This window comes from Hymenobacter aerophilus DSM 13606 (genome assembly GCF_000382225.1).
Taxonomy (GTDB): Bacteria; Bacteroidota; Bacteroidia; order Cytophagales; family Hymenobacteraceae; genus Hymenobacter; species Hymenobacter aerophilus.
The window spans coordinates 142992-154853 of the sequence record NZ_KB907807.1 but is presented as its reverse complement, the minus strand read 5'-3'; the positions used below and the strand labels follow the sequence as shown (position 1 = coordinate 154853).

Genomic DNA, 11862 nt, shown 5'->3' with positions numbered 1-11862 from the left:
CAGCCTCCGGGGTGCCCGCCCAAACCGTCGCCGGGCGTTGTTAGCGGCTGCTATAGTTAGGCGCCTCGCGGGTAATCTGCACGTCGTGGGGGTGCGACTCGCGCAGGCCGGCCCCGGTAATGCGCACGAAGCGGGCCGTTTGCAGCGCTTCGATGGTGGCGGCGCCGCAGTAGCCCATGCCGGCGCGCAGGCCGCCCGTGAGCTGGTAAAGCACTTCGGCGGCCAGCCCTTTGTAGGCTACGCGGCCCACAATTCCTTCCGGCACGAGCTTCTTCACGTCGTCTTCGGCGTCCTGGAAGTAGCGGTCCTTGCTGCCTTCTTCCATGGCTTCCACCGAGCCCATGCCGCGGTAGGTTTTGTACTTGCGGCCTTCAAACAGCGTCATTTCGCCGGGCGCCTCGTCGGTACCGGCCAGCAGCGAGCCAATCATCACGGTGCTGGCGCCGGCCGCCAGCGCCTTCACCACGTCGCCCGAGTATTTGATGCCGCCATCGGCAATAACCGGCACGCCGGTGCCTTCGAGGCCGCGGGCGGCTTCGAGCACGGCCGACAGCTGCGGAACGCCAATGCCGGCCACGATGCGGGTGGTGCAGATGCTGCCGGGGCCTACGCCCACCTTCACGGCGTCGGCGCCGGCGTCGGCCAGGGCGCGGGCACCTTCGGCGGTAGCCACGTTGCCGGCAATGATTTCGAGGTCGGGGAACTGCTGCTTGAGGTTGCGCACGGCGTCGAGCACGCCCTTGCTGTGGCCGTGGGCCGTGTCTACGCTGATAACGTCCACGCCGGCTTCTACCAGGGCCGTTACGCGCTCGGCCAAATCGGCCGTGACGCCCACGGCAGCGCCCACCATCAGGCGGCCCAGCTCGTCTTTGCAGGCGTTGGGCGTGCGGCGGCGCTTGCGGATGTCTTTGTAGGTAATGAGGCCCACCAGCCGGCCTTCCATATCGATAACGGGCAGCTTTTCGACTTTGGAATCCTGCAGAATGTCCTCGGCGGCGGCCAACTCGGTGCCGGCCGTGGCCGTTACCAGCGGCGTGGCCGTCATCACCTCGCGCACCGGCCGGCTCATGTCCTTCTCGAAGCGCAGGTCGCGGTTGGTGAGGATGCCCTTCAGGTGGCGCTGCTCATCAATAATGGGGATGCCGCCGATGTTGTGCTCGCGCATCAGCTGCTTGGCCTCGGCCAGGGTGGCGGTTTCGGTGAGCGTGAACGGGTCGAGAATCATGCCGCTCTCCGAGCGTTTCACGCGGCGCACCAGCTCGGCCTGGGCCCGGATGCTCATGTTTTTGTGGATGATGCCGATGCCGCCTTCCTGGGCCAGGGCAATGGCCATTTCGGCCTCGGTTACCGTGTCCATGGCCGCCGATACGAAGGGTAGTTGCAGGCGGATGCGGCGGGTGAGCTGGCTGCCGGGGTCAACGTCGCGGGGCAACACCTCGGAGTAGCCGGGTAGCAGCAGCACATCGTCGTAGGTCAGGGCCTCGAAGGCAATTTTGGCGGTGTGGTCGGCCATGGCAACAAGAAGGTTAGAAGGTGGCTTGTTGCGGGTCAAAGTTAGGGCGCAAAGTTGGGTTTTGAATTATAGTCGGGTTTGGTTGCCAGGAAAAGACCGTAAAAAAAGCTGCTGCCGCCGCTAAAGCAGCAGCGGCAAAACCTGCGGCCCGCCCCGGCAGTTATAAGCCCCAGCCGCGCCACTCCGGCACGGCGGTTCCGTATCAATTTCAACCCATGGCAACTACCAAAAACTGGTTTATTACCGGCGTCAGCTCCGGTTTCGGCGCCTCACTGGCCGATTTACTGCTCGAAAAAGGCGATAAAGTGGCCGCTACTTTCCGCCAGCAGGCGCAGGCCGACGAGTTCACCAAAAAGGCCAACGGCCAGGGCTTCGGCTTCGTGATGGAAGTAACCGACGAGGCCCAGGTAAAACAGGCCATTGCCGACGCCATCAGCAAGCTCGGCCACCTCGATGTGATTGTGAACAACGCGGGCTACGGCTCGCTGGGCAGCATCGAGGAAATCGAGGCCGAGGAAGTTCGCCGCCAGTTCGACGTGAACGTGTTCGGGCCACTGCACGTGCTGCGGGCCGTGCTGCCCCACCTGCGCGAGCGGAAAAGCGGCCACGTGCTCAACATCACCAGCATTGGGGGGCTGAAAACCTTCCCCGGCGTGGGCGTGTACAACGCCAGCAAATTCGCCCTCGAAGCCATCGGCGAAAGCCTGGCTCAGCAGGTGAAGCCGCTCGGCATCAAGGTCACCAACATCGAGCCCAGCGGCTTCCGCACCGAGTGGGCGGGCGCCTCGGCCACCTACGTCGATACGGCCATTGAGGACTACCGCGCCACCGTGGGCGAGAACCTGAAGGGCATCCAGAGCTACAGTGGCAGCCAGCCCGGCGACCCCGACCGCGCCGCCCAAATCATGTACGACCTCGTGCACGCCGACGGCGACGCGCCCCTGCACCTGCCGCTGGGCAAAGCCGCCGTCAAAGGCGCCCGCGAGAAGTTCACGGACCTGGTAAAAGAGCTGGCCGAAGTAGAAGAAACCGGCAACTCGGCGGATTTCCCTGCTTAAGCTGCAAGCTACAAGCTGCCCAACTGTCATCCTGAGCAACGCGAAGGACCTTATCACGTGAAGACGAGCCGTTATTACGGCCGTTCCAGCGTGGTAAGGTCCTTCGCTGCGCTCAGGATGACAGCCGGGTAGCTTGCCGCTTGCAGCTTGAGGCTTGCAGCTCAACGAAGCCCGTTCTGCTTTTTAGTGCCGCGCACGGCCTGGGCTTCGAGCGGGTTTTCGGGCCAGTAGTGCTTGGGGTAGCGGCCGCGCAGGTCCTTGCGCACCTCGAAGTAGGAACTGGTCCAGAAGCTGCGCAAATCGCGCGTAACCTGGGCCGGGCGGTAGCCAGGCGAGAGCAGGTGTAGCGTGAGCGGCACCCGGCCGCCGCCCACCGTGGGCGTATCGAGCAGGCCGAATACTTCCTGCAGGCGCACGGCCAGCACCGGCGCTTCGGGTACGGCGTAATCGAGGCGGATGCGCGAGCCGGTGGGCACTTCGAGGTGAGTGGGGGCGAGGCGGTCGAGTTCTTGGCGCTGGCTCCAGCCGCCCGGCAGCCGGCCCAGCAGCGCCTCCTGAAAGTCAATCCGGCCCAGCTCGGCGGTTGATTTCACGCCCGTCAGGTAGGGCCCCAGCCAGTCGTCCAGTTCATCCAGCAGTACCTCGTCCGATACATCGGGCCAGCTTTCAGGGAAGTGGTAATGCGCAAACGCCAGCCGCTGCCGGAGCTGAGTAGCGGCCTCGCTCCAGGGTAGCCCGGCCACACCGCCGGCCCGCACTGCGCCCAGCAGGGCCGCGGCCACCAGCGCCGGGTCGGGGTTGGGTAGGTTGACATCGGACAGTACCAATGCGCCCAGACGGCGCAGGCGGCGGGCCGTTACGCGGCCGGCGGCCTCGTCCCAGCGCACTTCGTCGCGGGTTTCTATCTGATGCGCGAAGTGCTCTTCCAGCTCGGCCCGGCTCAGAGGGGCGGCCAGGCTGGCGCGGGGCTGGGCGGTGTAACCATCCAACGCGGCCACGGCAAAAAACTGGTCCTGCTGGCCGAAATGCTCAGCCGGCAGCGTAGCCCGCTGGCCGCTAAGCAGGCGCACCCGTTCGGGCGTTTCGCGCTGGGCCAGGCGGTCGGGGTAGGCCAGCGCGGCCAGCAGCCCGGCCGCATCGGGCTCAATTTTGCCCTTCGCCCCGGCTCGTTGGCGCAGCACGGCCGCCGCCTCGCGCACCCGGCGCAGGCCAGCGGCGTCGGGCAGCAGGCCGGGCAAGGGCGCGCGGCCGGTGTGCAGGGCCTCCAGGCGCAGGCGTAAATCGGGCGGACCAAACGAGCCGTCGGCGGGCCGCAGGATGTCGCGCTCGGTGAGCAGCGCGGCCAGCGCGCAGGCCGTGGCCCCGTGCCCGATTTGCTGACCGCGCGCCACCAGATGGGCCAGGCGCGGGGCCAGCCCCAGCCGGGCCAATGCGCGACCGTGAGGCGTGGGCGGCCCGGCGGGCGTAAGAGCTTCCAGCCGTACCAGCAGCTCGCGGGCCTGGGTTAGCGCCGGGGCGGGTGGGGCATCGAGCCAGCGCAAACTGCCGGCTTCGTGCGCGCCCCACAAGGCCAGCTCCAGCGCCAGCGGGCTCAGGTCGGCCGTCAGGATTTCGGGCGGCAGATGCGCCGGTAGCTCCCGGAATTCGGCTTCGGTCCAGAGGCGGTAGCAGGTGCCGGGGCCCAGGCGGCCGGCGCGGCCCCGGCGCTGGTCGGCGGCGGCCTGGCTGGCGGGCTCGGTGCCCAGCGTCGTCAGGCCAGTGCGGGGCTCGAAGCGCGGTACGCGGGCAAAACCACCATCCACCACGATGCTCACGCCCTCAATAGTGAGGCTGGTTTCGGCAATGCTGGTGGCCAGCACCACCTTGCGGCGACCGGCCGGGGCGGGGCGTAGGGCGGCGTCCTGCTGCTCGGCGGGCAGCTCGCCGTGCAGCGTGTGCAGGTCGATGTGGTCGGGTAACGAGGCCAGTTTGGCGGCCACCCGGCGCTGGTCGGCGAGGCCGGGCAGGAACACCAGCACGTCGCCGGTGGGGTGGGTTTGCAGGGCCTCGCGCACGAGCACCGGCACGAGGTCCTGAAGCTTTTCGTGGGGGCGGCGGGAGGCGCTGGCGGCTCGTCGGGGGCTCAGGTAGTGCGTTTCAACCGGAAACATACGGCCCAGGCTGCTGACCACGGGCGCGTTCAGCCAGCGGCCCAGTCGGTCGGCATCCAGCGTGGCCGACATCACCAGCAGGCGCAAATCGGGCCGCAGCACCTGCTGGGCATCGAGGGCCAGGGCCAGGCCGAGGTCGGCCTGCAGGCTGCGCTCGTGGAATTCGTCGAACAACACGGCCGCCACACCTTCCAAGGCGGGGTCGTCCTGGAGCTGGCGGGTGAGGATGATTTCGGTGACGACTTCGATGCGGGTTTTCGCCGATACCTTGCTTTCCAGCCGCATACGGTAGCCAACCGTCTGGCCCACGGGCTCGCCCAGCAGCTGGGCCATGCGGGTTGCCGCCGCCCGCGCCGCCAGCCGCCGCGGCTCCAGCACGATTAGTTTGCCGCCCGCCCGCCAATCGGCTTCCAGCAGCGCCAGCGGCACCAGCGTGGTTTTGCCGGCGCCCGGCGGGGCCTGCAGCACGGCGATGCTGTGGGCTTCGAGCGTGGCCAGCAGCTCGGGCAGGGCAGCGGTGATGGGCAGGTCGGGGAGGCGCATTTGTCTAGTTGGGTTTAGCCCGCAGAGGACGCAGTGGTTTCGCAGAAGGCGCCGTGTTCTTCTGGCACGACACGGCGCCTTCTGCGGAAACCACTGCGTCCTCTGCGGGAAATCAATACAACGCCACCGAACTGTCCACCCGCCGGCTCCAGGCGTCGATGCCGCCGCGCAGGTTCAGCAGGTTGGTGTGTTCGTGGCGGTGCTGCAGGTAGGCCAGCGCCTGCATCGAGCGCACGCCGTGGTGGCAGATGAGCACCACGGGCCGGTCGTCGGGCACTTCGTCGGCGCGGGAGGCCAACTCGCCCAGCGGCAGCAATACGCTGCCCTCGATGCGACAAAACTCGAATTCCTCGGGCTGGCGCACGTCGATGAGCTGGAGGTTTTCGCCGCTTTGCAGGCGGGCGTGCAGGGCTTCGGGCGTGAGTTCAGGCAGCATCAATAAAACAGGTGAAAGGCGGAATCAACCGTAAAATTACCCCGCGGCTGGTTAGCTTTGGCCGGCGGGCCCCAAACGGAGCCACCATATCTCACCTGCTGAAACCGAATTGGAAGAACTGCTCAGCTTCTGGACCGCCGCGGCCGGCAACGGCCCGCTCGAATGGGTGGCCGTACTCACGGGCTTTGCCTGCGTGTGGCTGGCGGCCCGCGAGTCGCTCTGGAATTTCCCGGTGGCCATCGTCAGCTGCGCGCTGTACGTGGTGGTGTATTTTGAGGCCACGCTGTACTCCGACGCCTTTCTGCAAACCCTGTTTATCGGGTTGGCGGGGCTGGGCTGGTACCAGTGGCTGTACGGCGGCCGCAACCGCTCCGAGCTGCCCGTAACCCGCACGCCTATGCGCGAGTGGGCGGGTTGCGCGGCCTTCGTGGCGGCCTACACGCTGGGCGTGGGCTACTATTTGCAGCACCACACCGATGCTGCCCTGCCGCACTGGGACGCCTTCACGACGGCCGGCAGCCTGGCCGGGCAGTTCCTGCTCATCCGTAAGCGCCTCGAAAACTGGTTTATCTGGATTGTGGTGGATATTATCTACGTGCCCATTCTCTGGTACAAGCAGCTGTACCCCACCAGCGCCCTGTACGTGCTCTACCTCGGCCTGGCCGTGTATGGCTACGTGGAATGGCGCCGGGCGCTGCGCAAAAACGCCACGCGTTCCGTTCCACTTTCTGCCTGACTTGCCATGAAAAAACCGCTCTACTTTCTGCCAGCCGATTTTCCGCTTCCCGCCGGAGTGGCCCGCCGCTGATGCTGCGCGTTGCCCTCACCGGCCCCGAATCGACGGGCAAAACCACCCTGAGCCGGCTGCTGGCCGAGCATTACGGCACGGCCTGGGCCCCCGAGTACGCCCGCGCCTACCTCACCGGCCGCCCCCCGGGTTACACGCTGCCCGACCTCGAAGACATTGCCCGCGGCCAGCTGCAGGCCGAGGAGCAGGCCGTGGCCGCAGCCCAGCGCCTGGGCCGGCCGCTGGTGTTCTGCGACACCGATCTGCTGGTGATAAAAATCTGGGCGGAGCACTCGTTTGGCTACTGCCCCGACTGGATTCTGCGCCGCATGGAGCAGCAACAATACGCCCTGATTCTGCTGCTGAACGTGGACCTGCCCTGGGAGGCCGACCCGCTGCGCGAGCACCCGCGGCAGCGCGGCCATTTTTATGCCCTCTACCAGCGCGAACTCCGCGACCAGCTGTCGAACTTTGCCGAAATCTGCGGCCCGCCCGCCCATCGGTTCGAGCAGGCCTGCTTCCACGTTGATGAGCTGCTCGGCCGCCAGCCCCGGCCCGACGAAGCGGCGGGGTAACTTTGTGGGGCGGCGGCCGTTGTTTGCCCGGTAGCGCATCGGTTTATCGCTCTATTCAATTTAGCATGGTTTATACCCTCGAAAACGAGCATTGCCGCGCGCAGGTGAGCACCCGCGGGGCCGAACTCACCAGCCTGGTGCGCCTGGATGCGGCGGCCGGCGGGCTGGAGTACCTCTGGCAGGCCGACCCCGCCTACTGGGGCCGCCACGCGCCGGTGCTGTTCCCCATCGTGGGACGCCTGCCCGAAAACCGCTACCTCCACCAAGGCCAAACCTACGAGCTGGGCCAGCACGGCTTCGCCCGCGACCAGGAATTTCAGCTGCTGCACCGCAGCGAGTTCGAGCTGACATTTGCGCTGCGCGACGATGCCGCCAGCCGGGCCGTGTATCCGTTTGGGTTTGCGCTGCGCATCAGCTACCGGCTGGCCGGCACCACGCTCACGGTGGGCTGGGAAGTCGAAAACCCCGGCTCCGACGAGCTGCTGTTCAGCATTGGCGCGCACCCGGCTTTCCGCTGCCCGCTGCTGCCCGGCGAAACGTTCGAGGACTACGAGTTCGTGTTCGACCACCCCGTCAGCCTCGACCGGCACCTGCTGCAAAACGGCCTGTTCAGCGGCGAAACCACGCCGCTGCTGCGCCACGAAACCGTGCTGCCGCTCAGCTACGGGCTGTTTGCCCAGGATGCGCTGGTGTTTCAGCACTTCGATTTTACCAGCCTCACGCTGCGCAGCCGCCGCTCGGGCCACGGCGTGCGGGCCCGCTTCGACGGCTTCCCCTACCTGGGCCTCTGGACGGCAGGACCGGGCGCCGAATTCGTCTGCATCGAGCCCTGGCACGGGCTGGCCGGCAGCGTGGGCGGCCCCGTCGAGCTGGCCGACAAGCCGGGCATCATGACGCTGGCAGCCGGTCAGCAGTTTATCACTTCTTACAGTCTGACCCTTGCCTGATACCAACACTTCCGACGTCTCCATCCGGGCCATTTCGGCGGCCGATACCTACGCGCTGCGCCACCAGGTGCTCTGGCCCGATGAGCCGGTTTCCTACATCAAGCTGGGCAACGATGAAACCGGCTTGCACTTTGGCGCCTTCCGCCACGGCAAGCTCGTGTCGGTTATCTCGCTGTTTATTGATGGCAGCGTGGCCCGGTTCCGCAAGTTTGCCACCCGCCCCGACTGCCAGGGCCAGGGCATCGGCTCGCAGCTGTTGCGCCACGTCATCAACGAAGCCCGCCGCCACGGCGCCCGCCGCCTCTGGTGCGACGCCCGGGCCGTAAATGAGGCCTTCTACCGCGCTTTCGAATTTGAGCCCGAGGGCAACCGCCTGTACCGGGGCACCGAGCCGTATATTCTGATGGCCAGGGATTTGTAAATAAGTCTGGTTGATAATAGAACGTCATTCAGAGCGAAGCGAAGAATCTCGCAGGCCAAAGTATTCCCAACATGGAGGTTACTTTGGCCTGCGAGATTCTTCGCTTCGCTCTGAATGACGTTCTTTTCTAAGCCCTAAGCCCTAGGCCCTAAGCCCTAAAACCTAATCCCGCATCACCGGGCGGCGGTTGTAGTCGGGCTCCCAGTCGTTGATGGGGCGCGAGATGCCGGGGGGCAGGTCGAAATCGGGCAGGCCGTCGTCGAGGGGTTCGCCGCCGCCATCGTCGTCGTTGCCGGGGGCCGGGGGCTGGCGCAGGCGGCGGCCGGGCATCAGCAAGACAAAGGCGGCGAAAATTAGCGCAACGAGCATATACAGGAGGCTGGGAACGGACATGGCGCGGAGGGTTGAAGAGGGGCGGGAGAGCTCCGGAACCGGACGGGCTATTTTAGTGCAACGGGCGCCGGCCTTGGCTTGTTTTTGCCGGCCGCCGCTTTTTTGCCGGGCAGCGGCCCTGGGCCGCGCCTATTTCCAAGATAACTGATTGCCAGTAGAAAACGAAGCCGTCCGCCTTTTTTTGACCGGACAAACCGGGTATATTCAGCTAAACCAATTTCCGCGGCGTACCTTCGCCGCATAGTTTAGGGGTGCCCCAGGCCGCACGAATTGCATTTCGAGCGGTAATAAGGCTGAGATCATACCCATTGAACCTGATCCGGGTAATGCCGGCGAAGGGAACAAACGATCCGCGAGCGAAAAACCCGTGGGGCCGACCCCTGGCCCCGGGTCCGTTCCACTTTTCCCATTTTTCACGTTTGAAAACTGTTGTAACTACCGGACTGGCCCTGCTGGGCCTGTCGGGCGCAGCCTGGGCCCAGGGGCCCGTGGCTGGTACCCTTACCGATGCCCGCACCGGCCAGCCACTGCCCGGCGCCACCATCCTGCTCGATGGCACGCCCAGCGCCGCCACCGACGCGGCCGGAACCTTCCATCTGGCCGAAGTGCCGGCCGGCGCCCACGAGCTGCGCATCACGTTTGTGGGCTACGAAACCTTCGTGCAGGCGCTGCAAGGGCAGGCCGCAGCCCAGCGCGTGGTGGCCCGCCTGCAGCCCGGCGGGGTGCTCACCGGCGACGCGCTGGTTACGGCCCAGCGCGCTTCCGACCGCACGGCCACGGCCTACACCAACCTCGGTAAGCAGGATCTGGCCAAGCGCAACTTCGGCCAGGATTTGCCCTATCTGCTCGACCAGACGCCCTCGGTGGTGGTTACGTCGGATGCCGGGGCGGGCGTGGGCTACACCGATATTCGCATCCGGGGCACCAGCAATACGGGCATCAACATGACGGTGAACGGCATTCCGCTCAACGATGCCGAGTCGCACGGCTCGTTTCTGGTGAACCTGCCCGATTTGTCCTCGTCCATCAGCAGCCTGCAGGTGCAGCGCGGGGTGGGCACCAGCCAGAACGGCGGGGCGGCTTTCGGGGCCAGCCTCAACATCTCCACCCTCGACAACCGCCGCGAGGCCTACGGCGAAACCAGCAACTCGTTCGGCTCCTTCAACACCTGGAAAAACACCGTGCAGTTCGGGACCGGGCTGCTGGGCGAGCATTTCACGGTGGATGGTCGCCTGTCGCGCATCAGTACCGATGGCTACATGAACCGGGCGACGTCCGATCTGAAGTCGTACTACCTGGCCGCCGGTTATCAGGCCAAGAATACGCTGCTCAAGTTCATCACGTTTTCGGGCCGCGAGAAAAGCTACCAGGCCTGGAACGGCGTGCCCGAGCCGGCTATTACCGGCAACGAGGCCCTGCTCCAGCAGTTCATCGACAACGGCGAGCTGAGCCCGGCCGACGCCGAGCGGGTGCGCCGCGAAGGCCGCCGCTACAGCTACTACACCTACGACAACCAGACCGACAACTACCAGCAAAACCACTACCAGCTGCACCTCTCGCAGGGCCTGGGCACCAACTGGAACCTGGGCGGGGCCCTGCACCTCACGCGCGGGCTGGGCTACTACGAGAGTTTCCGGGCCAACCGCAAGCTGGCCAATTACCAGCTGCCCAACCTCACGCTCGGCGACACCACCATCAAGCGCACCGACCTGGTCGACCGCAAATACCTTGATAACTATTTCTACGGCGGCACCTTCGCGCTCAGCTACCAGCCCAAGGAAGACGACCGGCTGCAGGCCACGGTGGGCGGGGCCTGGAACCACTTCGTGAACGACCACTACGGCGAGGTTATCTGGGCCCGGTTCGCCTCCACGGGCAACATCCGCCACCGCTACTATTTCAACGACGCCGCCAAAACCGACTACAACGCCTACGCCCGCGCCACCTGGCAGGTGCTGCCCCAGCTGGGCATCTACGGCGACGTGCAGGTGCGCCACATCGACTACGCGATTGACGGGCTCGAAGACGACCAGAACGACGTGCGCACCCGCGCCCGCTACACCTTCTTCAACCCCAAAGCCGGGGCCACGTTCGCGCTTGCGGAAGGCCAGCAGCTTTACGCCAGCTTCGCCGTGGGCCAGCGCGAGCCGGTACGCTCCGATTTCACCGACTGCCCCGCCGGCGACCAGGGCGCCAAAGCCGAGCGCCTGCACGACGTGGAAGCCGGTTACCGCCTGCGCCAAGCCAACGTGAATCTGCTGGGCCCTGGCGGCGCGGTGAGCTTCGAGGCCAACTACTTCTACATGCACTACCGCAACCAGCTGGTAGCCACCGGCCAGCTCAACGACGTGGGTACCGCCCTGCGCACCAATGCCCCGCGCAGCTACCGCACCGGCCTGGAACTGACCGGCGCCGCTTCGGCCCTGCAGAACCGCCTGGGTCTGAATAGCACCCTCACACTCAGCCGCAACCGCATCCTCGACTACCGCGCCGTTACCTACGACGCCGACTACAATCCGATTACGGCCGCCGAGGCGCGCACCACCACCATTTCCTACTCGCCCAGCGTGGTATCGGCGCACACGCTCGAAGCCCAGCCGCTGGCCGTTGTGCCGGGCCTGCGGGCGGCGCTGCTCTATAAAACCGTCAGCCGCCAGTACCTCGACAACACCACGAGTGAAGACCGTCGCGTGAAGCCCTACCAGGTACTCGATTTCCGGCTGCGCTACACCATCCGCCCCGCGTTCATGAAGGAGTTGGAGCTGGGCCTGCTGGTCAATAACGTGCTCGACCGCCGCTACGCCGCCAACGGCTACACCTACGGCTACCCCGGCGCCGACGGTCGCCAGCAAACCTTCAACTGGTACTTCCCCCAGGCCACCCGCAACTTCCTGGTATCGGTAGGGGCTAAACTCTAAATCACTGATTTTCGCTGATTGATCGTGATTTCGCTGATTTTTTGACGTGCTTTATTTCTGGACCTCCTGAAACAGAAAGGCCCGCTTTAAGCGGGCCTTTCTCATTTTACATGATTTTACA

10 protein-coding genes and 1 riboswitch are annotated in these 11862 nt (G+C 65.6%); of the genes, 6 read left to right on the top strand and 4 right to left on the bottom strand.

Annotated elements, in window-relative coordinates; genetic code table 11:
* Positions 1-40: 40 nt before the first annotated feature.
* A complete protein-coding gene (guaB, locus tag H145_RS0108155) occupies positions 41-1513 on the bottom strand; it encodes an IMP dehydrogenase (RefSeq protein ID WP_019947651.1) in 1473 nt (490 codons plus the stop codon).
* 215 nt (positions 1514-1728) lie between these two features.
* Between guaB and H145_RS0108150 the strand changes: the two genes are divergently transcribed.
* Positions 1729-2571 (top strand): oxidoreductase, encoded by an 843-nt coding sequence (locus H145_RS0108150; protein ID WP_019947650.1) that lies wholly within the window; start codon positions 1729-1731, stop codon positions 2569-2571.
* Positions 2572-2732: 161 nt separating this feature from the next.
* Here the strand turns inward: H145_RS0108150 and hrpB are convergent, their stop codons facing one another.
* Together hrpB and H145_RS0108140 are read right to left on the bottom strand one after the other, a co-directional pair.
* Entirely contained in the window at positions 2733-5264 is a 2532-nt protein-coding gene (gene hrpB, locus H145_RS0108145; RefSeq protein WP_019947649.1) for an ATP-dependent helicase HrpB, read from the bottom strand.
* A gap of 112 nt (positions 5265-5376) precedes the next feature.
* Positions 5377-5700: a rhodanese-like domain-containing protein gene (locus H145_RS0108140; protein WP_019947648.1), complete on the bottom strand. Its 324-nt coding sequence runs from the start codon at positions 5698-5700 to the stop codon at positions 5377-5379.
* 109 nt (positions 5701-5809) lie between these two features.
* Here H145_RS0108140 and pnuC point away from each other — a divergent pair, with 109 nt between their 5' ends.
* The 4 genes from pnuC to H145_RS0108120 all read left to right on the top strand — a co-directional run bounded on the left by pnuC (position 5810) and on the right by H145_RS0108120 (position 8430).
* Positions 5810-6436: a nicotinamide riboside transporter PnuC gene (gene pnuC, locus H145_RS0108135; RefSeq protein ID WP_019947647.1), complete on the top strand. Its 627-nt coding sequence runs from the start codon at positions 5810-5812 to the stop codon at positions 6434-6436.
* A 71-nt stretch (positions 6437-6507) separates the two neighbouring features.
* Positions 6508-7062, top strand: coding sequence for an AAA family ATPase (locus tag H145_RS0108130; protein WP_019947646.1), 555 nt, complete (start codon positions 6508-6510; stop codon positions 7060-7062).
* A gap of 65 nt (positions 7063-7127) precedes the next feature.
* Entirely contained in the window at positions 7128-8009 is an 882-nt protein-coding gene (locus H145_RS0108125; protein WP_019947645.1) for an aldose 1-epimerase family protein, read from the top strand.
* Positions 8002-8430 (top strand): GNAT family N-acetyltransferase, encoded by a 429-nt coding sequence (locus H145_RS0108120; RefSeq protein ID WP_019947644.1) that lies wholly within the window; start codon positions 8002-8004, stop codon positions 8428-8430. The genes H145_RS0108125 and H145_RS0108120 overlap by 8 nt, the downstream gene beginning before the upstream one ends.
* 162 nt (positions 8431-8592) lie before the next feature.
* Here the strand turns inward: H145_RS0108120 and H145_RS0108115 are convergent, their stop codons facing one another.
* Positions 8593-8799 (bottom strand): hypothetical protein, encoded by a 207-nt coding sequence (locus H145_RS0108115; protein ID WP_157541373.1) that lies wholly within the window; start codon positions 8797-8799, stop codon positions 8593-8595.
* Between the two features lie 261 nt (positions 8800-9060).
* Positions 9061-9183, top strand: a riboswitch (TPP riboswitch).
* 59 nt (positions 9184-9242) lie between these two features.
* On the opposite strand from H145_RS0108115, the gene H145_RS0108110 reads away from it, so the two are divergent.
* Positions 9243-11741, top strand: a complete 2499-nt coding sequence (locus H145_RS0108110; RefSeq protein ID WP_019947642.1) for a TonB-dependent receptor — start codon at positions 9243-9245, stop codon at positions 11739-11741.
* The last annotated feature ends 121 nt before the right edge of the window (positions 11742-11862 follow it).